Source organism: Terrirubrum flagellatum (genome assembly GCF_022059845.1).
GTDB lineage: Bacteria > Pseudomonadota > Alphaproteobacteria > Rhizobiales > Beijerinckiaceae > Terrirubrum > Terrirubrum flagellatum.
The window spans coordinates 278610-303925 of record NZ_CP091852.1 but is presented as its reverse complement, the minus strand read 5'-3'; the positions used below and the strand labels follow the sequence as shown (position 1 = coordinate 303925).

Sequence of the window (25316 nt, the reverse complement as noted above, 5' to 3'; positions counted from 1 at the left end):
AATGGCGGCCATTGACAAAGATAACGGCCAGGCGCAACGTCGTAAACGTTTACGGAGCGCCATCAAGAGCGCCCGCGGGAGGATGCATGAGACTGCGCGCCGTTCTCGTCGGCTGCGGGAACATGAGCCGTCGCTGGCTGGACGCGGCCCTGAAGGTCGGCGGGATCGAGGTTGTCGGCCTGGTCGACGTCGACCTCGCGCGCGCCCGGGCTCTCGCTGAGGAGCGGCGCCTGAGCGACGCCGCGACCGGCGACGATCTCGACGCGATGCTCGCCATGGCGAAGCCCGACGTGGTCTTCGACACCGTCGTTCCCGAAGCGCGTTTCAACGTGACTCTGACCGCGCTTCGCCACGGCTGCCATGTGCTCAGTGAAAAGCCGATGGCCGACACGATCGACCATGCGCGCGACCTCGTGCGCGCAGCGCGCGAAGCGAAGCGCCTGCACGTCATCGTGCAGAACCGGCGTTACATCGAAGGCGTGCGGCGACTGAGGTCCTTCGTCGAGTCCGGCGCCATCGGCGCGGTGACGGGCGTGCATACCGATTTCTTCCTCGCCCCGCATTTCGGCGGCTTCCGCGAAGAGATGCGCAACGTCCTCCTCATCGACATGGCGATCCACACCTTCGACGCCGTGCGCTATGTCATCAATGGTGCGCCGCTTGCGGTCTATTGCCACGAGGCCAATCCCGCTGGCTCCTGGTACGCCCATGGCGCCAGCGCTTTCGCGATTTTCGAATTCGAGCGCGGCGTCACCTACACCTATCGCGGAAGCTGGTGTGCGCAGGGCCTGCGCACGAGTTGGGAAAGCAGTTGGCGGATCACCGGCGAGAAAGGGACCCTGACCTGGGACGGCCACGACGCCTTCCACGCCGAACGCGAGGGGGCGACCGGCGTTGGCGTATTGCGCGATGGCGCGCCGCTGCCCATTCCTTCCGCGCCCGAGACGATGCGCATCGGCGGTCATGAAGGGGTTCTGCGCGATTTCGTAGAGGCGCTGGAGACGGGCGTCGCGCCCGAAACCGTCAGCTCCGAAAACTTCAAGAGCCTCGCGATGACGTTCGCAGCGATCGAAAGCGCGCGTCTCAAGCGACGTGTGCCCGTGCCAACCCTCGCAAGCGAGAACGCGCCAAACAGCAACGCGCTCGCGACAGCGGAGATGTAGCGCCAAACGCCAAAAAAGATTTCACATCACAACAACAAGCGGAAGGGAGACGCCAATGAAAAGTCTGTTGAAGACAGCCGTTTGGGCTGCGGCTTCAGTTTTCGCCAGCACCGCCGCCTCGGCCGGCGAGAAGATTCAGATCTGGCACATTTTCGGCAACGCGACCGAGCCGACGCTGGTCAATTTCACGCGTTGGAACGAAACGCATCCCGACAACCAGATCGACCAGAAATTCATCCCCTTCGCGCAGTTGTCGCAGCAGTTGATCAAGGGCATCGCGACCGGCGACGTGCCCGATCTCGTCACCATCGATAATCCCGTCGTTGCGAGCTTCGCCAGCCAGGGCGCCCTCGAAGAGCTGACCGATCTCGTCAAAGGCTCGAAGATCATCGAGAAAAGCAAATATTATACGGGGAGCTGGAACACGACGATCTGGAGCGAGCGTCAATATGCGGTCCCTGGCGAAGCCAATACGCTGGCGCTCTACTACAACGCCGACATGTTCCGCGCGAAGGGGCTTGATCCCGACAAGCCGCCGCGCACCTGGGCGGAGCTGAAGGAATTGTCCGCGAAGCTCACCGATCCCGCGAAAGGCGTCTATGGCGTCGGTTTCTCTGCGATCCAGAGCGAGGAGGGAACGTTCCAGTGGCTTCCATTCCTGCAACAGTCCGGCGGCAATCTCGCCTCTCTGACATCGCCTGACTCCGTCGCCGCGATGACGCTGTGGGCGGATTTCGTCAAAAGCGGCCAAGCCTCGAAGGACGTGCTGGTGAAGCGCCAGTTCGAGATGATGAGCGCGTTCCTTGGCGGCTCTTCCGCGATGGTCGTCGGCGGCCCCTGGGAGTTGCAGCGCATGGACAAGGACGCGAAATTCGAGTGGCGCGTCGCCACGCTGCCGGTTCGCGAGGGCAAGAACATCGAAGCGTCCGCGCTCGGCGGCTATGTCTGGGGCATTCCAAAGGGCGCGAAGCAGCGGGCGCTCGCGTTCAAGCTGGTCGAATTCATGTCCGAGCCGGAGCAGATGAAGCGCGCCTGGAGCGGCGGCCGGCTGCCGCCGGTGCCTTCGATCTCGGTTGAGAATCCCGCCAATCCGAAAGCCTATGAGGTGTTCAAGACTCAGATGATCGTCGCGAAGGCGCGCGGGCCTCACCCCGCATGGCCGCTGATTTCAAGCGCCATTCAGACTGCAATCCAGAGCTCGCTCACGGGGCAGTCGACTCCCGCCGCAGCTCTCGAACGCGCTCAGGCCGTCATCAAGCCGTTGCTCGACAAGAATCCGATCGAAGGACTCTGAAGCACATTCCCAACGCCGCTTCGCAAGGAACGTCGCGATCATGAGCAAAGCCTTGCCGAATTACGGGAGCAGCCGGCCAGTAAGCCGGCCGCTCGAAGGCGCGCTCGATCGTCTGTTCGATTCGCGCAATGTCTGGTCCGTGACGGTGGCGGCGACCGCGCTCTATCTCCTGTTTTTCGTCGGCTACCCCATCCTCTACAACGTCATCATGAGCTTCCAGGAAGTGTCCGTCAGCAATGTCGGACGGCTGGATCGCCCCTGGGTCGGTTTCGCGAATTATCAACGGCTCATCGGCGATCCGCTGTTTCCGCTCGTCGTCAAGAACACCATTGTCTTTGTTAGCCTGAGCGTCATCCTGCAATGCGCCTGCGGGCTGGCGCTGGCGCTCTTCTTTCAGCAGCGTTTCCCCGGCTCGGGCGCGCTGCGCGGCGTCATCCTCGCCGGCTGGATTCTGCCGCCGCTCGTCGTCGGCGCCATCTGGAAATGGCTGCTCGCCTCCGACAATGGCGTCTTCAACTATGCGCTGCAATCGATCGGCCTCATCAGCGGCCCGGTCTACTGGCTGTCCGACCCTTCATCGTCATTGCTTGCCGTCACGCTGGCGAATGTCTGGTTCGGCGTGCCCTTCAACATGATCCTTCTCGCAGCGGGCCTGAGCGGCATTCCGCGCGAAATCTATGAAGCCGCGATGATCGACGGGGCGGGTCCGTTCCGCCGCTTCACCGCGATGACGCTGCCGATGCTTCGTCCGACGCTCTATGCGCTTGTGGCGCTCTCGACGATCTACACCATGCGCTCTTTCGACGTGATCTGGACCATGACCCATGGCGGCCCGATCGATTCGAGCAATGTGTTCCCGATCTGGTCGTACAAGCTGTCCTTCGACATCTTCGACTTCGCCGGCGGCGCGGCCGCCTCGACGATGATGCTCATCGTCGTGTTCTTCGTCGCGCTCATCTATGTCCGCAGCGTGCGCGCGGAGGCGCGGGCCTGATGTCGACCATGGACGCCGAACCCTATGGACCACGTCACTACGCGCTCGCCGCAGCGGGGCTTTTGATCGCCGGCCTCTATCTCTTTCCGGTCTACTGGATGTATGCGTCGAGCCTGAAAGCCTCGTTCGAATTGAACGCCACGAAGCCGACGCTGCTGCCGCAAGCGCCGACCTTCGCGGCCTACGCCTGGATCTTCGTGCGCGAGAATGTCGGCCGCTACATGACGAACAGCGTCATTATCGCGTCGGCCGTCACGGCGCTGACGCTGCTCCTTGCGACTGGCGCGGCCTATTCGCTGAGCCGCTTCCGCACGCTGTGGATGGACGCCGTGCTCGTCGGCATCATGGTGTCGCAGGTGCTGCCGCCTGCGCTTCTCGCCACGCCGATGTTCGTGATCTTCAAGCAGCTCAGCCTCGTGAACACCCAGATCGCGGTTATTCTGGCGACCGCGACGAAGACGCTGCCTTTCGCGGTGATCATGCTGCGCACCACATTCGCGCAGATCCCAACCGAGCTTGAAGAAGCTGCGCGCGTGGACGGCTGCAACCGCGTCTCCGCATTTCTGCGCGTCTCGCTGCCGCTCGCCCGCGCCGGCTATGTCGTCGTTGGCACGCTCGTCTTCCTCCAAGCCTACGGCGAATTCGTCTATCCCGTCTCACTCGTGAACCGGAACGAACTTCAGCCGGCGACCGTCGGGCTCTACGGCTTCGTCGGCGCCGACTATTCCGACTGGGGCAACGCCATGGCGTTCGCCAGCGTCATCGTCACGCCCGTGGTGCTGATCTTCGTCGCGCTGCAGCGCCGCATCATCAGCGGGCTGACCGCCGGCGCGCTGAAATAGCGCCTCTCTTCGCCACTCATTAAATTGAAATCGGAAGGACGCCTTCAATGCCGAAAGAGCTGAACATCACCATCTGGAATGAATATTGGCACGAGCGGAACAATCCCGCCGTCGGCGAGATCTATCCCAGGGGCATCCATACAGTTCTCGCTGAATCGCTGCGCAACCGCGGTTTTTCCAGCGTGCGCACCGCGACTCTCGATCAGCCCGAACATGGGCTCACCAACGAAGTCCTCGATAACACCGATGTGCTGCTCTGGTGGGGACACAAGAAGCATAACGACGTGTCCGACGAGATCGTCACGCGCGTGCAGGAGCGCGTTCTGCAGGGCATGGGGCTCGTCGTCCTGCATTCCGGCCACTTCTCCAAGATCTTCAAGCGACTCACTGGCTCGGCCTGCACGGTGAACTGGCGCGAGGATGGCGAGAAGGAGCGCATCTGGGTGGTGACGCCCGAACATCCGATCGCGCAGGGGCTTGATCGCTATTTCGAGCTTGAAAAAGAAGAGATGTATGGCGAGCCGTTCGAAATCCCTGCGCCTGATGAACTCATTTTCCTGAGCTGGTTTAAGGGCGGCGAGGTGTTCCGCAGCGGTTGCACCTATGTGCGCGGCCGCGGCCGCATCTTCTACTTCCGGCCGGGACACGAGACCTTCCCGACCTATCACGACAAGACCGTCCAGCATGTCATCGCCAATGGCGTGCGCTGGGTCGCGCCGACAATGCAGAATCGCAATCCGCCGGCGAATGTAAAACGCGATCCGATCGAATCGATCGCCTGACCAAGACGACTTCGAAATCCTCGCCGCCGCGCCTCTCTCGATCTTCGCGCGGCGGCTGAACTCGTATCGTCAGCCGGACTTCGAACCCGATCCCTCGCTCGCCTTGATCTCGCTCTCGACGGCGAGACAATGGCGAAGAACGTCGGCGCCAGTCAGATTCCAGGTTCCAATTCCACCGGCCATGATGACCTGAGAAAGCCCCTCTGCAAGTTCCGGAATCGTCAGGCCAAGCCTGATCGCGGCGACGGCGTGATTTTTGGCGCCCGTGGATTGCCCGATCAGAGTATCGAGGAGCGCGAAGATCAGCTCCTTGGTTTTCAAATCGAGCGCGCCGCCGGAACTCACGCCTCGCATGACCGCGTCGCGCATCAGGCCATATCCCGCGAATGCGCCCGGCGCATGTTCCGCCAGCAATCGAAAATTGTCCGGCACGCGCCCGAAGGTGGCTTCGAAACTCGCAACACCCCTCGCGATCGCGGCGTCTCTCAACTCATCGTTCATCATTTTCTCCTGACCAAATCTGAAATTGCCGTCTGCGCCGAGCCCATTTCAAAGCCGGCTCTGCGGCGACGCAGCATTTCCTATCGCTCTTTCCGATATAAATCAGAATTTCCGTTGTTGTTCACTTGGGCGCGCTCTATGATCTGAACTCCCAAAACAGGCGTGCGAAAAGCACCCGCGTTCTCCAGGGAGGAGATAATGAGCCGCATCCGTGCGTTGCTGACGGCTGTCTGCGTCCTGTTGTCAGGAATTGCAATCGCGCCCCTCGCATCATTCGCGCAGGGCATTCCGCAGAACATTCCGCGCAAAGAGCTTTTGATCCTCGAAAATCCGGAAGGCACGATCAAGAACGCCGGCTGGTTCAATATGTGGGCGATCAACGCCGGCTCGCAATCGAACGGGCTGCAGCAGTCGGCGCTCGATACGCTCTGGTACATCGATCCCGACAAGGGCATTGACGGCGTCTGGGAGAATTCGCTCGCGGCCGACAAGCCGCAATATAACGCCGACTTCACCGAAATGACGGTGAAGCTGCGCAAGGGCATCTTCTGGAGCGACGGCGTCGAATTCTCGTCCGCCGATGTGGCCGCCACCGTGAATATCCAGATCAAGAATCCCGGCATGCGCTTCAGCGCCGTGCTGGCGGGCAATGTCGCATCGGTCGAGACGCCTAATGAAAGCACCGTCATCTTCAAGCTGAAGGCGCCGAATTCGCGCTTCCACGCCAACTTCACCGTGCGCTGGGGCGCGATCTGGATTCTCCCCGCGCATATTTTCGAAAAGGTCGCCGATCCCCTGAAATTCGATTTCAACAAGCCGGTTTCGCTCGGCGCCTATGTGCTGCACAGCTATGACCCCGACGGCAAATGGTACATCTGGCAGCTCCGCGACGACTGGAAGCGCACCTCGCTCGCCAAGTTCGGCACGCCCGGCCCGAAATATCTCGCCTATGTCGATCCCGGCCCGCCGGACAAGCGCGTCATCGCGCAGATGAATCATGAGCTCGACGTCATTCATGACATCGCGCCGGAAGGCATGTTCACACTGGCGCGGCAGAGCAAGACGACGAAATCCTGGTTCAGGGGATTCCCGTTCGGCCATCCCGATCCGACGCTTCCGGCCGTCATCTTCAACACGCAGAACGAACAATTGAAGAATCGCGACGTGCGCTGGGCGCTGGCGCTGCTGATCGACATCAAGGCGGTCGCGAATGCGTCCTATCGTGGCGCGGCGACGATCTCCGCGATCGCAGTCCCGCCAACAGGCGGCCATCCCGAGACCTATCATCAGCCGATGGAGGAATGGCTGAAGACGTTCGAGGTCGACACCGGCAAGCGCAAGATCAAGCCTTACGATCCGACCATTGGGAAGCAGATCGCCGACATGCTGCGGCCTTCGATGGGCGAGCAGATTCCGACCGATCCCAAGGAAATCTCGCGCGCCTTCGGCATGGGCTGGTGGAAGACCGACCCGCAGTCGGCGCAGGAGCTCCTGGAGAAGGCGGGTTATGTGAAGCGCAACAACGCCTGGTTCGCAGCCGACGGAAAACCGCTTTCGGTTCGCCTGATGGTTGAAGGCGATCTGAGGCCGGTGATGACGCGCGCCGGCACCATGATCGTGCAGCTCTGGCGACAGGCCGGGATCGACGCCAAGATCGATGTGGCGCAAGGCACCTTGCTGACGCGGCGCGCCGCCGGCGATTTCGACGCCTTCATCGGCTGGAGCGTCGAGACCTGGGGCGGCCATCAGGACCTCTCATATTTCCTTGATAGCTGGCACTCCAAGTTCGTCGCGGCGCCCGGCCAGCCGCAGCCGCTGCGCAACTGGCAGCGCTGGACGAATCCCGATCTCGACAAGATCATCGAAGCGACGCGCAAGGTCGCCTTCGACGATCCCAAGGGCGTCGAACTCGGGCGCGATTATGTGAAGCTGATGGCGCAGGAAATGCCGATCATCCCGCTCATGGCCTACAATGTGTTCACGGCCATGGATGAGACCTACTGGAAGGGCTATCCGACCGCGGACGATCCCTACACCGATCCGGTGCCGAACTGGGGCAACTCGCGCTATATGTTCGTGAAGCTCAAGCCCGCGAACTGAACGCTTCCTCTCTCGTCGAAAACACCAGGCGGACGCAGCTTTCGCGCCCGCCTCCGGAGGATCATGGTCGCAAAACGCAATGAGCGGATATCCGGTCTATTTCGCCAAGCGGCTCGCGCAATTCGCGCTCGTGGTGTTCATCGGCGTTAATCTCGCCTATTTCATCACGCATGCCACGCCGATTGATCCGGTCGAACAATCGATCGCCGCGGTGACCAATTTCAGCGGCACCGCGCCCGACGCGATCGCGCAGATGCGCAGCTCGCTGCGCGAGCTTTACGGACTGACCGGCACGCCGCGTCAGCAATATCTCTCTTTCTGGAGTCGCATCGTCAGAGCCGATTTCGGCCCATCGCTGTCAGCCTTTCCGACGCCGGTCTCGACGCTCGTCTTCCGCGCGCTGCCCTGGACGGTCGGGCTTCTCGTCACCTCGACGATCGCCACCTGGATTCTCGGCAATCTGCTTGGCGGGCTCGCCGGCTACTACCAGAAGAATCGCGCGCTGAAGGCGATGGGCGTCATCGCCATGACGCTCCATCCGATCCCCTACTACATCGTCGCCTTCGTGCTGCTGATCATCTTCGGATTCGTCTGGCCGGTGCTGCCGATCAGCGGCGGCTCCGCGATGAACCTGCCGCAAGGCTGGAACTGGGCGTTCATATCGAGCGTGCTGCGCCATTCCATCCTGCCTGCGATGTCGCTCATCCTGATCGGGCTCGGCAGCTGGTTCCTCGGCATGCGTTCACTGGTGTCGAACATCGTCACTGAAGATCATGTCCGCTACGCCGAACTCGCAGGCGTCAGCAGCCGGCGCATTCTCGTCTCCTATGTCATGCGCAACGCTCTTGCGCCGCAGGTGACGGGCCTCGCCATGTCGCTTGGCGGCATCTTCAATGGCGCGATCATCACCGAGCGCGTCTTCGGCTATCCCGGCGTCGGCACGCTGCTGATCGATGCGGTCTATGCCGGCGATTACGGCCTCGTGCTCGGCGTCACGACCATCTCGATTCTCGGCGTGTCGCTTGGCGTGCTCATCATCGATCTCATCTATCCCCTCATCGATCCGCGCGTGCAGGCACGGTGATGGGAAAGATTCTCGCCGACCTCCTGCGCTTCAACATCGAGTTCCGCATCGGCGCGCTGCTCGTCGGCCTCGCGCTCATCATAGCGGCGCTGTCGATCTTCTCGCCCTATTCGCCGATCGATGTCTACACCGTCCCGCCGGACGTTCCGCCATCTTCAGCCTACTGGCTCGGCACGACGTCGCGCGGGCAGGACGTGTTCTGGCAGCTCACCTTTGCTCTTCGCAACACGCTTCTGTTCGGCTTCGCCGTCGCGATCTTGAGCCGCATCTTCTCGCTCGTGATCGGCCTCGTCAGCGGCTACAAGGGCGGCTGGGTCGATCGCGTGCTGATGGCGATCAATGACACCTTCATCATCATCCCGCTCTTTCCGCTGCTGGTGCTCTGCTATTTCGTGCTGCGCGACAGCATGTCCTGGGCGCTGCTCGCGCTGATCATGGCGAGTCTCGGCTGGGCTTACGATGCGCGCCTGATCCGTTCTGTCGCCATGAGTCTCAAGACGCGGGAATATACGCGCACCGGCGTGTTCTCCGGCATGAGCACGCGGGAAATCCTGATGCAGGAGCATCTGCCGCATGTGATGCCGATCGTGTTCTCGACGACGATGAACAACATAAACTGGTCGATCGGGCTCGAAGTCACGCTCTCCGTGCTCGGCTTCACCGACATCAACACGCCGACGATCGGCGGCATGATCTATTGGGCCAATCAGCACACGGCGATGGTCGCCGGCGTCTGGTGGTGGATCGCCTTTCCCATCGCCGCCATCGTCATGACTTTCGTCGGCCTGTTCCTGCTCGCGGTGTCGATGAACGAATATATCGATCCGCGCAGCCGCCTGAACCGCATGGGCGGAGGCGCGTCGTGAGCGAGCGCGCCGCACAGCAGATGGAGATGAACGAGGCGCAGCCGCTGCTCGCGGTGCGCGATCTGCGCGCCCATTTCCGCACGCGCTATTTCGGCGTCAATCGCGACGTGAAGGCTGTCGACGGCGTCACCTTTGACGTCAGGCGCAACGAGATTTTCGGCATCGCCGGCGAGTCGAGTTCGGGCAAGACCACGCTGATCAATGCGATCGCCGGCGCGATCAAGCCGCCGCTGCGCATCGTCGGCGGGTCGGCCGCCTTTTCGTTCCTGCCGGACTATAGCGGGCTGCACGCAGCGCCGCCGGAGATCGTATCACGCATCCGCTGGCGCAAGCTGTCCTATATCATGCAGGGTTCGATGAATGTGCTAAACCCGGTGCGCCGGCTGAAGCACACTTTCGCGGATTTCGCCTGGCGCCATCTCGGCGGCGACTGGAGCGAGTTCCAGAGCAAGGTCGCCGATCATCTCGGCCGCGTGCGTCTCGAGCCTTCAGTGCTTTCAGCGTATCCGCATGAATTGTCGGGCGGCATGCGCCAGCGCGTGACGATCGCGCTCGCCACCATCTGTCGGCCCGATCTCGTCATCGCCGACGAGCCGACCACGGCGCTCGACGTCGTCGTGCAGAAGGATGTGCTCGCCATGATCCGCGGCGTGCAGCAGGAGATGGGCTCGTCCGTCATCTTCGTCACCCATGACATGGGCGTGCATGCTCACCTCACCGACCGGCTCGCCATCATGTATGCGGGGCGGCTGGCGGAAGAGGGGCCGACGCGCGAGATTTTCGCCAACCCGCTCCATCCCTACACCCGGCATCTCATCGGCAGCCTGCCGCGCATCGGCGATCTGACGCCGCGCGCGGGCCTCGAAGGTTCGCCGCCCAATCTCGCCAATCCACCCTCCGGCTGCCGCTTTCATCCGCGCTGCCCGCTCGCCATGCCCGTCTGCAAGGAGAGAGCGCCCGAGATGATCGCGGCGACGCCGGGACATCGCGTCGCCTGCTTCGCGGTCAACGGGGAGGGCGTCGCATGAGCGCTCTTCTCGAACTCACACATGTCAGCAAGACATTCACGCGCGGCCTGTTCGGCGGCCGCAAGATCGAGGCCGTGTCTGACGTCAGCTTCGCGCTGCAGGCCGACGCGCCCGAGATTTTCACCATCATCGGCGAGTCCGGCAGCGGCAAGACCACGCTCTCGCGCATGATCCTCAATATCGAGCGCCCGACGAGCGGGCGTCTCAGCTTCGCCGGCAAGGATCTGACGCAATGGCGCGGCGCGGCGGCGCGGCATGAATTCTTGGGCCTCGTGCAGCCGATCTTCCAGAATCCGTTCGAAGCGTTCAATCCGCTGAAGCGGCTCGATCGTTATCTCTTCATGACCGCGCGCCGCTTCGGCAAGGCCGAGGACCGCATGTCGGTCGAGCGCGCCGCGGATGAAGCGCTGCAACAGGTCGGTCTCTCGTTGGCGGAAGCCCGCGGCCGGTTTCCGCATGAGCTCTCTGGCGGGCAACTCCAGCGCATCGCCATCGCGCGGGCCTTGCTTGCGAAACCGAAACTCATTGTCGCCGACGAGCCGGTCTCAATGGTCGATGCGTCGCTGCGCATGTCGATCGTCAATCTCCTGAAGTCGCTGCGCGACAGGTTCGGCATTCACATCATCTACATCACGCATGATCTCGCAACGGCCTACTACATCAGCGACCGGCTGATCATCATGAGGAAAGGCCGCGTCGTCGAAAGCGGCGATGCGCGCGCGGTGCTCGATGCGCCAAAGGATCCCTATTCGCGGCAGCTCAAGGATGCTGTGCTGCTGCCGATCACCGGCGATAACACCCATCAGCAAATGTTCGGCTCAAAGGAGATGACGTCATGAGACAGGCCAAGGCGCTTCTGGATCGCGATTTCGCCATCGGGGACACTCATCCGCGGCTGTTCGGCGCTTTCGTCGAGCATCTCGGACGCTGCGTCTATGGCGGCATCTTCGAGCCGGGCCATCCCACCGCCGACGCCAAGGGTTTCCGCGGCGACGTGCTCGCGCTGGTGCGCGAGCTTGGCGCGACAATCATGCGCTATCCCGGCGGCAATTTCGTCTCGGGTTACAACTGGGAAGATGGAATAGGTCCGGTGGAGAAGCGGCCGAAGCGGCTCGATCTCGCCTGGTTCTCGACCGAGCCGAACACATTCGGCACCAACGAGTTCGTCGACTGGTGCCGCGCCGCAAGCGTCGAACCCATGTTCGCCGTCAATCTCGGCACGCGCGACGGCGACGCGGCGCGCAACATGGTCGAATATTGCAACCATCCCGGCGGGACCTACTGGTCCGATCTTCGTCGCGAGCATGGTTGGGAAAAGCCGCACGACATCAAATTCTGGTGCCTCGGCAATGAAGTCGACGGCCCCTGGCAGATGGAGCACAAGACGGCGAACGAATATGGCCGCGTCGCCTATGAAGCCGCGAAGATGATGCGCTGGATCGATCCGAAGATCGAACTCGCGGCCTGCGGCTCGTCAGCCCGCAACATGCCGACCTACGGCCGCTGGGAAGACGAGGTGCTGGAGCATGTCTTCGATCACGCCGACTTCATTTCGCTGCACACCTATCTCAACAATTACAAGGGCGACACGGAATCCTTCCTCGCCTGTCCCGATCTCATGGACGCCTTCATCGAGGAGGTGGTCGCCATCGCCGACTCCGTCGCCGCGCGCCGCCGCTCGACGAAGCGGATCATGCTGAGCTTCGATGAATGGAACGTCTGGTATCGCACGCGACGGTCGCGCGCCGATCGCGTGAAGGAGGGCTGGCCGATCGCGCCGCCGATCCTCGAGGAGATCTACAACATGGAGGATGCGCTCGCCTTCGGCGGCGCCTGCATCTCGCTCCTCAATCACGCCGATCGCGTCAAGGCGGCCTGCCTTGCGCAGCTTGTCAACGTCATCGCGCCGATCATGACCGAGACCGGCGGCCCGGCCTGGCGGCAGACGATTTTCTTCCCCTTCGCGCAGATGAGCAGACATGGTCGCGGCCGCGTGCTGCGCGCGCATGTGGAGTCGGAAACCTACAAGGCGTCCTATTACGATCCGCGCGCCGAGCAGGAGGTAAGCTATCCCATTCCCGCCGCGCCCTATCTCAAGATGTCAGCGGTCGCGACGACGGATGGCGGCCTGACGCTCTTCCTCCTCAATCGCGATCTCAAGCAGGAGATGGAGACGAAGATCGATGCGCGCGGCTTCGGCCGCTTGAGCGTGGCCGAGGCCACCGAGTTGCGGGACGACGATCTCAAGGCCATCAACAGCAAGTCGCAGCCTGAGCGCGTCAAGCCGGCGCCGCTGGCGGGCGTCTCGGTCGATGGCGGACATATCTCGGCGCGGCTCAAGCCGGCCTCGTGGAATGTGATAAGACTGGCGGCGGGCTGAGGCGCTCGCTTCAGCCGGCGGAGACGCATAACGTGCTTGACGATGCATCGAAACCGGCCGGCGCCTCGCGCCGGTCCATAGCGAAAAGCGACTACGCCGACGGCTCGCGCGCGGCGCGCAGCTTCCTCGTCGTCAATCCTGAACGGCAGTTCGACATCCTGCGCGGACTCGCTTCGCCCGCGCGCGTGCGTATTCTCAGGCTGCTGCGCAAGCGCGGCCCGCTCAACGTCAACCAGATCGCCGAAGCGCTCGGCCTGCCGCAATCGACCATCGCAACCAACATCCAGATCCTTGAAGAGGCCGAACTGATCGAGACCGAGATCGGCAAGGCGAGCAAGGGCCAGCAGAAGATCTGTGCGGCCCGCTTCGACGAGGTGGTCATCCGGCTGGAGCCCGAAGACTCAAGCCGCGACAAGAACATCGTCGAGGTCGAGATGCCGCTCGGACTCTATACCAGCTACAACGTGTCGGCGCCCTGCGGCCTCTGTTCGACGGAAGGCATCATGGGCGTGCTCGACGTGCCCGATCTCTTCCTCGATCCCCGGCGCGTGCAGGCGGCGCTGATCTGGTTCGGCCGCGGCCATATCGAATACAAGTTTCCCAACAACGCGAAGGTGCTCAACGCCGAGGTCGCCGAGCTTGAATTCGAGCTTGAGCTGTCATCGGAAGTGCCGGGCACGAACACGGACTGGCCGTCCGACATCAGCCTCTGGGTGAACGACGTGCATGTCGGCGCCTGGACGTCGCCCGGCGATTTCGGCGATCGACGCGGCGCCTACACGCCACGCTGGTGGAAGCTCGAAGGCTCGCAATATGGCGTGCTGACGCGCTGGCGCATCACATCATCAGGCACTTTCGTCGGCGAACAGCGCATCTCCGACGTGACGCTCGCGCAACTGAAGCTCGCCGAGCATCACTCGATACGGCTACGCGTCGGCATCGACGAGAAGGCGACGCGACCCGGCGGGGTCAACATTTTCGGCCGCGGCTTCGGCAATCACGACCGCGACATCGTCATGCGCCTGCATCTGAAGCCGCGATCGTAGCGCGCGCCTGACGCAGGCTCGCCGACAAATCTTCACGCCCTGAAAATTCTCTTTGAACGCAACCTGGCGGCGGCGACGCTATGTCTGACGCGCGCAGGGCGGCCCCCCGCTGAAGTCGCTGGGCGCAGGCAGGCCGTCATTCCCCCCGGCATGGCGGCCTGTTTGCTTTTGCGCCGCTGCGCCGCGCAGCTCAATCCCTGAAATATTCGGGATGACTCTCGCGTAGCTTGTCGACGAAATCGAGCGAGCGCACGAGATGGTCGCGCAAAGCCGCCTGGGCGCGGTCGGCTGCGCCCGCCTCGATCGCATCGACGAGATCGGTGTGATTGCCGATGATCTCGCGCATCTTGCCTTCGACGGGAAGATTGAGCCGACGCAGCCGGTCGATATGGCCGCCTTCCCGGCGCACGAGACGCCAGAGATCGAGCACGCCAGCGGCGTCATAGGTCGTGCGATGGAAGAGCTGATCGGCGCGCGTGAAAGCTTCATGCTCGCCGAGATCGGCGAACACCGTCTGCTGGCGGATCAGGCTGCGCAGGCGCGCGATCACCTGCGGATCGGGCTTCAGCGCCAGCGTGCGCACGACCTCAAGCTCGATCGAGCGGCGCAGAAACTGTCCCTGACGGGCGCGCGCCACATCGATGCGGCTGACGACCGTGGCGTGCTGGGGAAAAATATCGACGAGGCTTTCCTCCTGCAGGCGCATCAGCGCGTCGCGGATCGGCGTCGAACTCAGGCCGAAACGCTCCTGCAGTTCGGCGCGGGAGAGGAGGGCGCCGGGCGCCAGCGTCAGCGCGATGATGTCGGCGCGCAGGATCTCGAACACATGGGACGCGCCGCCGCGTCCGCGATCGGACGCGCGGATGGGAGCGATGTCGATCAGCTCGTCCATGGCGGCTCCTTTCGCCTCGGCGTTGCCGGCGAAGGCCGCTCGGCGCGCTTGACGCACTAATGCATTAGTGCTTATCAGAGCCAAATTCAAGAGGCCGACGGCTTCCCGAACGGCTCGTCTGACGCAAGGAAACGTCCGGGCATGACTTCGAAGCCGACGATCGCGCCGCTTCCGCCCGGCCTGTTCGAGCGGATGAAGCACATCAGCAGCGGCTCGCTCACGACGGAGCTGTTCCGCCGCGGCCTGAAGCAATGCTTTCTCGTGGGGCTGAAGGCGCTCAATCCGAACTGCGCGAAATTCGCCGGCGAGGCCTTCACCTTGCGCTTCATCCCGACGCGCGAAGACATCGACACCTACGCCACGCTGACGCCCTATCCCAATCCCGACAATCTCCAGTGGGAGGCGGTCGAGCAGATCGGCAAGGACCAGGTTCTCGTCATCGACAGCCGCAATGATTGCAGCTCCGCCTCCGCCGGCAATGTGCTGCTCACGCGCATGATGGTGAAGGGCGTCGCCGGTGCCGTGACCGACGGCGCCTTCCGCGACGGGCTCGAAATCAGCGGCATGAATTTTCCCGCCTATGCGCGCGGCGTGACCGCCTCGACTAGGCTTTCGACGCATCATGCGGCTGATCTCAATGTGCCGATCGCCTGCGCCGGCGTCGCCGTCTATCCCGGCGACGTCATTGTCGGCGATGGCGACGGCGTCACCGTGATTCCCCGTCACATGGCTGTCGAAGTCGCGGACGCCTGCGAGAAACGCGACGCGTTCGAGGCCTATGTCGTGCTGCGCATCGCGGCGGGCGAAGGTCTCTATGGCGTTTATCCCCCGACCGACCAGACCCGCGCCGACTATGAAGCGTGGAAGAAAGCTGGCTCGCGCCCTGAAGACGCCAGCAAAATCCGCGCGGAGAAAGTCGGTGGCTAAGGTCACGCCAACTCATATGGAGTCGGAAATCCGGCGCTATTTCGCCGCCTGCAACGCCGGCGATTATCACGCGCTCGTCTCCTGCTTCACGCCGGACGCGGTGCATTACTTTCCGCCCGGCTTGCCCGACATTCCCTGGCGTGGCGCCGACATGATCGCGAAGAAATGGGTGTGGTGCGTCGAAAATCTCGGCTCGCAATGGACGATCGAAAAAGTTCTGTGCTCCTCGACGGCGCCTGAAGCTGTGATCGAGTGGACGCACTGGAAGCGAAAGATGAATACGGCGCTGCGCGGCGACGAGTGGTACGTCTTTGATGAGAAGAGCGGGCTGATCAGTGAAATCCGCGCCTATTATGCGTCGCCTGCGGATTCCTCCGTCCCGATCGCCGAGCTTCACGACTTTGACTATGCCGGGCGCGGCTATCACCTCGCCCATGATCACAAGGTCTGAGCCCTGATGTATATTGGCGAGCAGATCATCAATCCGACCGAAGAGCGGCTGCGCCTCTCGACGCAATATGGCGTCGGCGCGATCGTTGTGGATTCAAGGCCCAACACGCAATTGCTGGGCGAGGACGGCGCGTGGGACGCGAAGAAAGTCGCGGCGCAGCGACGCGGGATCGAAAGCCTCGGCCTCAAGCTCGAAGTGCTGGCGCTGGACGTCGGCTCGATCCTGCTCGACAGCCTGCATGCGCCTGAAAAAGCGGCCGCGACAGCCGAGCGCTTGCGCAAGGATATTCGCGCCGCGGCCGACGGCGGCGTAACGACGCTCAAATATAATATCCAGATGGTCGGCATCACGCGCACCGGCTTCGTTGAAGGACGCGGCGGCGTGCGTTGCAGCGCCTTTCGCGCCGCCGATTATTCGCCCGACAGGGATGCGCGCTTCTCCTATTGGGGCGTCGGCCATCCCGGCGGCGGAACGCATGGCGCCGACATCGCGGTCAACGCGCTCGGCACGCCCGAAGCGGTCGGACAGATTCTCGGAACGGACGCCGGCGGCGTCAGCGAAAGCCAAGGCTGGCAAGCGCTCGAATATCTCGTCGAGCAGATCGTGCCCACAGCAGAGAAAGCCGGCGTGCGCCTCGCCGGTCACCCCCATGATCCCGCTTTTCCCAAGGGCGGCCTCAACGGCGTTCATCACGTTGTCGGCTCGGTCGACGGCATGCGGCGCTTTCTCGACATCGCGCCTGGAAGCCCGTCGCACGGCCTGAATTTCTGCCAGGGAACTGTCGCGGAAATGTCGGATGATCCGAACGGCGCGGTGCTCGCGGCCATTCGCGAATTCGGCGCGCGCAAGCGCATCTTCATGGTGCATTTCCGCAATATCAAAGGCGGCTATCTCGATTTTCATGAATGCTTCCCGGACGAGGGCAGCGTCGACATGGCCGCCTGCATCCGCGCCTATCGCGCGGTCGGCTATGACGGCATCCTCTGTCCCGATCATGTGCCGCTCTCTGATCTCGATCCCGCGCGCGAACGCTTCTTCGCTTTCGCGCTCGGCTATACCCAGGGCCTGATCCAGGCGACGACCCGAACAGGCGATTGAATCGAACAAGCCGGCCGAAGACCGGCGCTGAATCCGCAGGCGCGAAGAAGCGCCGCAACGAGAGGAAGGAAACGCAGATGTTGAATCGCAGACAGGCGATCGGCGGCGCAGCCGCGATGGCGATGATCCCGACGGGAAGCCACGCGCAGCAGAAGTCGGAAATCACGATCAGCCGCCAACCCGGCATTCTCTACATGCCGCTGCATGTGATCGAGAAGTACAAGCTGATCGAAAAGCATATGGAGAAGGCCGGCATTTCGGGCGCGAGCGTGAAATGGTTGTCCTTCGCCAATGGCGGCGCGCAGCAGGACGCGCTGATCTCCGGCGGCGTCGATCTCGTCAACACCGGCACGGGACCGCTGCTGCTGCTGTGGGACCGCACGCGCGGCGGCGTGAAGGGCGTTGTTGCAAGTTCGGCGTCGCCGCTGAAATTCGTCAGCCGCGATCCGAAAATCAAGACGTTGAAGGATCTCGCCTCGGGCGACAAGATCGCGGTGCCGACCGTGAAGGTGTCGACGCAGGCGATCCTTTTGCAGATGGCGGCGGCGCAGATGTTCGGCGCGGACCAGTGGGCGAAGTTCGATCCGCTCACCGTGCAGATGGGCCATCCCGACGCGTTCATCGCCATGAAGAACGCCAGCCATGAGGTGAAGAGCCATTTTGGCGCTCCGCCCTTCGACTATTATGAGCTGAAGGAAATTCAGGGCGCGCATCAGGTGATCACTTCAGCGGAGATCATCGGCGGACCTCTGTCGCAGGGCCAGTTCTTCACCACCACGAAATTCGCCGACGCCAACCCGAAAGTGATTCAGGCGGTGCGCGCCGCGGCGGAAGAAGCGAAGAAATTCATCGAATCCAATCTGAAGGAAAGTGTCGAGGCCTATCGCGAGATAAACAATGACAAGACGCCGGCCGAAACGCTGCTCGATCTCTTGGCGCAGCCCGGCATGATGGAGTGGAATCTTTATCCGCAGGGGACGATGAAATTCGCCGCGCATCTGAAGCAGGTGGGGGCGCTGAAAACGGCGCCAGCGTCATGGAAAGACTATTATCTGCCGGTCGCCCATGACCTCCCCGGCGCCTGATCTTGCCTTCGATGCGCCTGCGCCCGCCGCCTCCATGCGCGGCGGCGCGGAAACCGCGCAACGCCGATATGAGGAGCAGCGCTTGAGCGCGGAACCCCTGCTGGACGTGTCTTCGGTCACGCTTCGCTACAAGACGCCGAGCCTCGCCATCACGGCGACGGAGCGCGTAAGTTTCCAGGTCAACAAGGCCGACCGTTTCGTTCTCCTCGGCCCCTCCGGCTGCGGAAAGTCGACTTTACTCAAGGCGGTCGGCGGCTATCTCAAGCCGAGCGAAGGATCGATCACCATCAAGGGCCGCGCCGTGAAGGAGCCGGGGCCTGATCGCATGATGGTGTTCCAGGAATTCGATCAGCTTCTGCCCTGGAAGACGGTGTTGCAGAATGTGATGTTTCCGCTGCTCGATGCGCGCAAGCTGTCGCGCCGCGAAGCCGAGCAGAAGGCGCGACATTATATCGAGAAGGTCAATCTCACCCGCGCCATCGACAGTTATCCCCATACGCTGTCCGGCGGCATGAAGCAGCGCGTCGCCATCGCGCGCGGCATGGCGATGGAGCCCGACATCCTGCTGATGGATGAGCCCTTCGCCGCGCTCGACGCGCTGACGCGCCGCACCTGTCAGGATGAACTCTTGCAGCTCTGGAACGAGACGCGCTTCACCGTGCTGTTCGTCACCCATTCGATCGCCGAAGCGATCAAGATCGGCAATCGCATCCTGCTGCTGTCGCCCCATCCCGGCCGCGTCAAGGCTGAAGTCGTCGATGTCGACACGGCCTCGCCCACCGACGGCAGCGCCGGTCGCCTCGAAAAAGAGATTCACGACATGCTGTTCGCCGATGAAGACGCGGAGGCCCACTGATGTCGACTGCGCGCATTATCCTTCGCGAGACCGCGGGTCCCGCAAATGTCGAAGCCGAGCGCAAGTTGAGCTGGGCCGAGCTTGCATGGGATTCAAGCTTCGTTCGCAAGACCGTGCTGATCCTCATTCTCGCGCTGATCTGGGAAGCCTACGGCCGCATCCTCGACAATCCGCTGCTGTTTCCGACGCTGACGGAAACGCTGCAGGCGCTGGGAGAACGCGTCGCCGACGGAACCTTGCCGGCGCGCGCCTGGGCTTCCGTAAAGGTGCTGTTGATGGGTTATGTCGTCGGCGTGTTGCTCGCCGGCGCCTTGACCATCGTCGCAATCAACACGCGCATCGGCTCGGACTTTCTCGAAACCATGACGGCGATGCTGAGCCCGCTGCCGGCGATCGCGCTGCTGCCGCTGGCGCTGATCTGGTTCGGCCTCGGCAATGGCAGCCTCGTCTTCATTCTCATTCACTCCGTGCTGTGGCCGGTGGCGCTCAACACCCATTCCGGCTTTCGCGCGGTGTCGCAGACCTTGCGCATGGTCGGGCGCAACTACGCGCTGAAAGGCTTCGCCTATATCAGGAAGATCCTCATTCCCGCGGCGTTTCCCTCGATCCTCGCCGGCCTCAAGATCGGCTGGGCCTTCGCCTGGCGCACACTCGTCGCGGCAGAACTCGTGTTCGGCGTTTCTTCGGGGCAGGGCGGATTGGGCTGGTTCATCTTCGAGAATCGCAACCTGCTCGAAATTCCGAACGTGTTCGCTGGCCTGCTCACCGTCATCCTGATCGGTCTCGTCGTCGAGAATTTGATCTTCCGCAATGTCGAGCGCAGGACGGTGCTGCGCTGGGGCCTGCAGGCCTGACGCTATCGAGAGTTGAAACAAAGCTCATGGATTCTTCTTCGCGCAAGCCGCTGCGCTCGGCCCGCTGGTTCGGCCCGGATGATTTCCGCTCCTTCGGCCATCGTTCGCGCATGAGCCAGATGGGCTATGCGGGCGAAGAATACGCCAGCAAGCCTGTCATCGCGATCATCAACACATGGTCCGATCTCAATCAGTGCCACGCGCATTTCAAGCATCGCGTCGAGGATGTGAAGCGCGGCGTGCTGCAGGCGGGCGGATTTCCGGTGGAGCTGCCGGCGATTTCGCTGTCGGAAAGCAAGGTCAAGCCGACGACCATGCTCTATCGCAATTTCCTCGCGATGGAGACGGAGGAGTTGATCCGCTCGCATCCCGTTGACGGCGTCGTGCTGATGGGCGGCTGCGACAAGACGACTCCTGGCCTGCTTCTTGGCGCGACGAGCGCCGGCGTTCCCGCGATCTTCGTTCCCGCAGGGCCGATGCTGCGCGGCAACTGGCGCGGCAAGGTGCTGGGCTCGGGCTCCGACGCCTTCAAATATTGGGACGAGCGCCGCGCCGGAAACATTTCGGCGCAAGCCTGGTCCGAGATGGAGGTCGGCATCGCGCGCTCCTATGGCGTGTGCATGACCATGGGCACGGCCGCGACCATGACCGCGCTCGCCGACACGCTCGGCATGACTCTGCCCGGCGCCTCCTCGATTCCGGCGGCGGATTCCAACCATATCCGCATGTGCTCGGCTGCAGGCCGCCGCATCGTCGAGATGGTGGCGGAGGATCTGACGCCCGATAAAATCCAGACCGAGGGCGCATTCAAAAACGCCATCACAGTCGCAATGGCGATGGGCTGCTCGACCAACGCCGTCATTCACCTCCTCGCCATGGCGCGCCGCGCCGGCCATGCGATCGGGCTCGAACATTTCGACGCAGCGAGCCGCGTCACGCCTGTCATCGCCAATATCAGGCCGAGCGGCGACACATATCTCATGGAGGATTTCTACTACGCCGGCGGCCTGCTTGCGCTGCTGACGCGTTTAAAACCCTTCCTCGATCTCACGCAGATCAACGCGTCGGGACAGAACTGGGCTGACAGCCTTGAAGGCGCGGAGATCTTCAACGAGGACGTGATCCGCCCGCTCGACAATCCCATTTATCGCGAAGGCGCGCTCGCGGTGCTGAAAGGCAATCTCGCGCCTGATGGCTGCGTGATGAAGCCGTCTGCGGCCGCGAGCCATCTGCTCCAGCATCGCGGGCCGGCGCTGGTGTTTGATGATTATCCCGCGCTGAAGGCGAACATCGATCGTGATGATCTCGACGTCACGCCAGAGCATGTGCTGGTGCTGCGCAACGCCGGGCCGCTTGGCGGCCCCGGCATGCCGGAATGGGGCATGCTGCCGATCCCGAAGAAGCTGGTGAAGCAGGGCGTGCGCGACATGGTGCGCATCTCGGACGCGCGCATGAGCGGCACGAGCTATGGCGCCTGCATCCTGCATGTCTCGCCTGAATCCTTCGTCGGCGGACCGCTGGCGCTGGTGCGAACGGGCGACATGATCGCGATCGACGTTCCCGCCCGCACGATCTCGCTCGACGTGTCGGATGCGGAGCTTGAACGCCGCCGCGCCGCTCTGCCGCCGCAACCGGCGCGTTACGGCCGCGGCTATGGCTGGATGTTCAGCCAGCATATCGAGCAGGCCGACGCCGGCTGCGATTTCGATTTCCTCAAAACCGGATTCGGCCCACAAGTCTCCGAGCCGGCGATCTTCTGACAGGATGGATACGATGAGCAAATTGAAGCTCGAAACGCGTGACAAGTTGAAAGAGGTCAGCACCGCGACGATCTGCACAGCGCTGTTCAAGCGCGGCTTCCGCAACCAGTTCATCCAGAACGTGCATCCGCTCAATCCCGATCTGCCAAACATGGTCGGCGAGGCCTTCACGCTGCGCTACATCCCGGCGCGCGAAGACCTGAACCAGCTCTCCGTGTTTCAGGATCGCGCCCATCCCCAGCGCAAGGCGATCGAGGATTGCCCGCCGGGCGCCGTGTTCGTCATCGACAGCCGCAAGGATCCACGCGCGGCGTCGGCGGGATCAATTCTCGTGACGCGATTGATGAAGCGCGGCGTCGCCGGCGTCGTCACCGATGGCGGCTTCAGGGATTCGCCTGAGATCGCGGCGCTGCCGTTTCCATCCTATCACAATCGCCCGTCGGCGCCGACGAACCTCACGGTGCATCAGGCGCTCGACATCAACGTTCCGATCGGCTGCGGCGACGCGCCGGTGTGGCCGGGCGATGTGATCGTCGGCGACCGCGAGGGCGTCGTCGTGATCCCCGCGCATCTCGCCGACGAGATCGCTGACGAAGCGACCGAAATGACCGCGTTCGAGGATTTCGTCACGGAGAAGGTGAATGAGGGCCGCTCGATCCTCGGCCTCTATCCCCCGACCGAGGAGCAATCGAAGATTGACTTCGCTGCGTGGCGCAAGGCGAAGAGACGCTGAGAAAGGTCGCTTCGCGACTTCTTGCGCTGGGCCCCGGTCTTCATTCCGTTCGCTTCGCTCACTTCATGAAACCGGGGACGGAGAGAGTTTCATTCCCTCACGCTGAAGCTGTCTCCGTCCCCGGAACGGTGCAGCGAAACGAAGTGAGCGGAACCGTGTCCGGGGCCCAGCGAAAGATTTCGCGAAGCGACAACGCTATGGATTCTCCACCCACTCTCGCGCGCTCCCACCGATCGCGGCAATATCGATCCCCAATCACCGGGATCACCGCACCTCGTTGACATAGCAGTGTCGCTCCGTGGTGGCGCGATGCAGCCCGAGAATCGTCGGCGCGCCGGACTGATCAAACGAAATCTCGTTGATCGCGAGAATCGAGGCGGGCCGCTCAAGCTCGAGCAAGCGCGCGTCTTCTTCATCGGCCAGCTCCGCCGTGATCTGCTCGCGCACAGCCGAAATGCGGATGCCGTAGCGCTCAAGCAGATGGAGATAGAGCAGTTCCGGCATCGCGTCAGGCGATGTCGGAAAATCCGGCAGCCGCGCCGCCGGAAAAATATAGCGGTCGCGCATGATCGGCCGTCCCTCGATCAGACGCAGGCGATGAATGCGCAGCACTTCGGCCTCGGGCGCGAGTTCAAGGCGCGTCGCTTCGTCTGACGTCGCCACACCGCGCTCGGCGCCGAGCACTTTCGGATTCGAGCGCAGCAGCGCGCCATCCATGCCGTGCAGCCGGAAATACTGGAAGAAGAAGCGCAGGCTGTGATGCGGCGTGCGGCCGGTGACGACAGTGCCGGTTTTCCTGCGGCGGCTGAGCAGGCCTTCCGCCGCGAGATCGCTGAGCGCGCGCCGCATCGTGCCGACCGCGACGCCGAAGCTCTGCGCGAGAGCCACTTCGCTTGGCAGCGCGGAGCCGGGCGGCCATTCGCCGAACAGGATCGACTCCGACATCCGCCGCTTCACGATCTCGTAGAGCGGCGCCGCGCCGTCCATGGCGAGGTTCGCCGTCTCGATCGCCATGACCGGCGATGAGGCGCCCCCGGCTCTTTTTTTGGCGTTGACAGCCGTCATTCCTTCAGACCTATTTCTATAAAGTTTATATGAAAGGAGCCCGGCCGCAATGGCGCCCTGCCGCTTTCCCCAAAACCGGACTAGCATCCGGGGCGCCGTTTGGGCGACGGGATCGAGCGCGCGCGCCAATGGCCCCGCGACGGCCCAGGGACGGCCGCCAGACGCGGTTCCGGGGCCGGCATGACTTCCGTCCTATCGCCCGCGACGCCGCGCTCACAGCGGCTCCTTGCGGCTCTGGAGGCCATTGCGGCCGAGGGCGAAGCGGCGGTCGCGGATCTCGGCCGGATGATCGCGCTGGACACCTCGTTTCCGCCGGGCGCGGGCTACGGCGCCTTCGCCGACCTGATGGAGGAGCTCGTCCGGCCGCTTGGTTTTGCTGCGCGGCGCGTCAGCGTGCCCGAGGCGCTCTGGCGCGTGGCCGGCGGGCCGGCCGATGGCGAGCGCGTGAACCTCATCGCCGAGCGCAAAACGTCGAAGCCGATCTGCGGCCTTTACTTCCATGTCGATACGGTTCCCGCCGCGCCAGGCTGGACGCGCGATCCCTTCACGCTGACGCGTGATGGCGATGCGCTCTACGGCCTCGGCGCCGCCGACATGAAGGGAACCATCGCCGCCGTGCTGCTCGCGCTGCGCGCCGCGGCGAAGCATGGCGTCGAACTCGCCTACGATCCCACGCTGCTGTTCTGCACCGACGAAGAAAGCGGGCTCTATCCCGGCATTCGCTATCTCGCAGAGCAGGGGCTGCTCGAAGGACACATTCTCAATTTCAACGGCGCCGCCGCGCCGCGCATCTGGGCCGGCTGCTTTGGCCTGTTCAATCTGCTGGTGCGGTTGCGCGGGCAGGCCGTGCATGCGGGCGAAGGCAATCGCTCAGGCGCCGGCATCAACGCCATCGAAGGCGCGCTGCCTCTGCTCAACGCGCTCGCCGCGCTGAAGCCTGAAATCGCCGCGCGCGCTTCGGCGCTGACGCCGCCGCCGCACGCAACGGGACCGCTGCGGCCGCAACTCAATATCGCGACCGCCCATGGCGGAACCGCAGGCGGGCAGGTGCCGGCGCAGTTCGAGATCATGATCGCGCGTCGCTACGCGCCCGAGGAAAAATTCGAGGATGCGCTCGCCGAAATCGAAGCGGTGATCCGCGACGCTACGGCGTCGTCGGGACTCGCTGTCGAAACGTCGCTCATCGGCCATCTCATTCCGACAGGCGATCCGACCGGCCCGCACTGGCCGCGCTGGCAAAAGGCGCTGAGCGCCGGCTTCGGCTACGCCGCCGATGATTTCCGCAAATGGGGCGCGGCGAGCTGTTCCGATTTCGGTTACGTCCAGCGAACAGGCATGCAGGAAATCCTGCTTGGCGGACTGGGCCGGCCCGAGCGCAACGTGCATGCGCCCGACGAACACACAACGATCGGCGACATCGTCGCGCTCGCGCAGAGCGTGCTCTGCTATCTCGCCGCCGATTTCGAAAGCGATCTCAATCCGGATCGCAGCGCAACTTCACACGCATGAGAGCAG

Annotated in this window: 24 protein-coding genes; 21 read left to right on the top strand and 3 right to left on the bottom strand. The window is 63.1% G+C overall.

The window, feature by feature from the left end; all coding sequences use genetic code 11:
- Window positions 1-86: 86 nt before the first annotated feature.
- The 5 genes from L8F45_RS27970 to L8F45_RS27950 are packed head-to-tail and all read left to right on the top strand — an operon-like array spanning window position 87 to window position 5075.
- Entirely contained in the window at window positions 87-1163 is a 1077-nt protein-coding gene (locus tag L8F45_RS27970) for a Gfo/Idh/MocA family protein (RefSeq protein ID WP_342363675.1), read from the top strand.
- Window positions 1164-1218: 55 nt separating this feature from the next.
- A complete protein-coding gene (locus tag L8F45_RS27965; RefSeq protein WP_342363674.1) occupies window positions 1219-2457 on the top strand; it encodes an ABC transporter substrate-binding protein in 1239 nt (412 codons plus the stop codon).
- A 40-nt stretch (window positions 2458-2497) separates the two neighbouring features.
- Window positions 2498-3451: a carbohydrate ABC transporter permease gene (locus L8F45_RS27960; protein ID WP_342363673.1), complete on the top strand. Its 954-nt coding sequence runs from the start codon at window positions 2498-2500 to the stop codon at window positions 3449-3451.
- On the top strand, window positions 3451-4293 hold the full coding sequence (locus tag L8F45_RS27955) for a carbohydrate ABC transporter permease (RefSeq protein WP_342363672.1): 843 nt from the start codon (window positions 3451-3453) through the stop codon (window positions 4291-4293). Before L8F45_RS27960 ends, L8F45_RS27955 begins: the two co-directional genes overlap by 1 nt.
- Window positions 4294-4340: 47 nt before the next feature.
- Window positions 4341-5075 (top strand): ThuA domain-containing protein, encoded by a 735-nt coding sequence (locus L8F45_RS27950; RefSeq protein ID WP_342363671.1) that lies wholly within the window; start codon window positions 4341-4343, stop codon window positions 5073-5075.
- Between the two features lie 69 nt (window positions 5076-5144).
- Here L8F45_RS27950 and L8F45_RS30880 read toward each other — a convergent pair whose 3' ends face one another.
- The gene (locus tag L8F45_RS30880; RefSeq protein WP_425330061.1) at window positions 5145-5429 is read right to left on the bottom strand and encodes a carboxymuconolactone decarboxylase family protein; all 285 of its coding nucleotides are present in this window, start codon (window positions 5427-5429) and stop codon (window positions 5145-5147) included.
- Between the two features lie 345 nt (window positions 5430-5774).
- On the opposite strand from L8F45_RS30880, the gene L8F45_RS27940 reads away from it, so the two are divergent.
- The 7 genes from L8F45_RS27940 to L8F45_RS27910 all read left to right on the top strand — a co-directional run bounded on the left by L8F45_RS27940 (window position 5775) and on the right by L8F45_RS27910 (window position 14080).
- Window positions 5775-7676 (top strand): ABC transporter substrate-binding protein, encoded by a 1902-nt coding sequence (locus tag L8F45_RS27940; protein WP_342363669.1) that lies wholly within the window; start codon window positions 5775-5777, stop codon window positions 7674-7676.
- Window positions 7677-7755: 79 nt separating this feature from the next.
- A complete protein-coding gene (locus L8F45_RS27935) occupies window positions 7756-8760 on the top strand; it encodes an ABC transporter permease (RefSeq protein WP_342363668.1) in 1005 nt (334 codons plus the stop codon).
- On the top strand, window positions 8760-9626 hold the full coding sequence (locus L8F45_RS27930) for an ABC transporter permease (RefSeq protein ID WP_342363667.1): 867 nt from the start codon (window positions 8760-8762) through the stop codon (window positions 9624-9626). Before L8F45_RS27935 ends, L8F45_RS27930 begins: the two co-directional genes overlap by 1 nt.
- A gap of 26 nt (window positions 9627-9652) precedes the next feature.
- Window positions 9653-10654, top strand: coding sequence for an ABC transporter ATP-binding protein (locus L8F45_RS27925; protein ID WP_342363970.1), 1002 nt, complete (start codon window positions 9653-9655; stop codon window positions 10652-10654).
- Entirely contained in the window at window positions 10651-11493 is an 843-nt protein-coding gene (locus L8F45_RS27920) for an ABC transporter ATP-binding protein (protein WP_342363666.1), read from the top strand. Before L8F45_RS27925 ends, L8F45_RS27920 begins: the two co-directional genes overlap by 4 nt.
- Window positions 11490-13034 (top strand): arabinosylfuranosidase ArfA, encoded by a 1545-nt coding sequence (gene arfA / locus L8F45_RS27915; RefSeq protein WP_342363665.1) that lies wholly within the window; start codon window positions 11490-11492, stop codon window positions 13032-13034. Before L8F45_RS27920 ends, arfA begins: the two co-directional genes overlap by 4 nt.
- Window positions 13035-13111: 77 nt before the next feature.
- Window positions 13112-14080: an ArsR/SmtB family transcription factor gene (locus L8F45_RS27910; protein ID WP_425330060.1), complete on the top strand. Its 969-nt coding sequence runs from the start codon at window positions 13112-13114 to the stop codon at window positions 14078-14080.
- A 190-nt stretch (window positions 14081-14270) separates the two neighbouring features.
- Here the strand turns inward: L8F45_RS27910 and L8F45_RS27905 are convergent, their stop codons facing one another.
- A complete protein-coding gene (locus L8F45_RS27905) occupies window positions 14271-14972 on the bottom strand; it encodes a GntR family transcriptional regulator (RefSeq protein ID WP_342363664.1) in 702 nt (233 codons plus the stop codon).
- Window positions 14973-15113: 141 nt separating this feature from the next.
- Between L8F45_RS27905 and L8F45_RS27900 the strand changes: the two genes are divergently transcribed.
- The 8 genes from L8F45_RS27900 to L8F45_RS27865 all read left to right on the top strand — a co-directional run bounded on the left by L8F45_RS27900 (window position 15114) and on the right by L8F45_RS27865 (window position 22736).
- Window positions 15114-15899 (top strand): ribonuclease activity regulator RraA, encoded by a 786-nt coding sequence (locus L8F45_RS27900; RefSeq protein ID WP_342363663.1) that lies wholly within the window; start codon window positions 15114-15116, stop codon window positions 15897-15899.
- A gap of 16 nt (window positions 15900-15915) precedes the next feature.
- Window positions 15916-16350 (top strand): nuclear transport factor 2 family protein, encoded by a 435-nt coding sequence (locus L8F45_RS27895; RefSeq protein ID WP_342363968.1) that lies wholly within the window; start codon window positions 15916-15918, stop codon window positions 16348-16350.
- A gap of 6 nt (window positions 16351-16356) precedes the next feature.
- Entirely contained in the window at window positions 16357-17448 is a 1092-nt protein-coding gene (locus L8F45_RS27890) for a mannonate dehydratase (protein ID WP_342363662.1), read from the top strand.
- 77 nt (window positions 17449-17525) lie between these two features.
- A complete protein-coding gene (locus L8F45_RS27885) occupies window positions 17526-18533 on the top strand; it encodes an ABC transporter substrate-binding protein (RefSeq protein WP_342363661.1) in 1008 nt (335 codons plus the stop codon).
- 34 nt (window positions 18534-18567) lie between these two features.
- A complete protein-coding gene (locus L8F45_RS27880; protein ID WP_342363967.1) occupies window positions 18568-19389 on the top strand; it encodes an ABC transporter ATP-binding protein in 822 nt (273 codons plus the stop codon).
- A complete protein-coding gene (locus L8F45_RS27875) occupies window positions 19389-20243 on the top strand; it encodes an ABC transporter permease (protein WP_342363660.1) in 855 nt (284 codons plus the stop codon). Before L8F45_RS27880 ends, L8F45_RS27875 begins: the two co-directional genes overlap by 1 nt.
- Window positions 20244-20269: 26 nt before the next feature.
- Window positions 20270-22003: an L-arabinonate dehydratase gene (gene araD / locus L8F45_RS27870; protein WP_342363659.1), complete on the top strand. Its 1734-nt coding sequence runs from the start codon at window positions 20270-20272 to the stop codon at window positions 22001-22003.
- Window positions 22004-22016: 13 nt separating this feature from the next.
- On the top strand, window positions 22017-22736 hold the full coding sequence (locus L8F45_RS27865; protein ID WP_342363658.1) for a ribonuclease activity regulator RraA: 720 nt from the start codon (window positions 22017-22019) through the stop codon (window positions 22734-22736).
- Between the two features lie 264 nt (window positions 22737-23000).
- Here the strand turns inward: L8F45_RS27865 and L8F45_RS27860 are convergent, their stop codons facing one another.
- On the bottom strand, window positions 23001-23750 hold the full coding sequence (locus L8F45_RS27860) for a GntR family transcriptional regulator (protein WP_342363657.1): 750 nt from the start codon (window positions 23748-23750) through the stop codon (window positions 23001-23003).
- 231 nt (window positions 23751-23981) lie between these two features.
- Between L8F45_RS27860 and L8F45_RS27855 the strand changes: the two genes are divergently transcribed.
- Window positions 23982-25310, top strand: coding sequence for a M20 family metallopeptidase (locus L8F45_RS27855; RefSeq protein ID WP_342363656.1), 1329 nt, complete (start codon window positions 23982-23984; stop codon window positions 25308-25310).
- Window positions 25311-25316 lie beyond the last annotated feature (6 nt).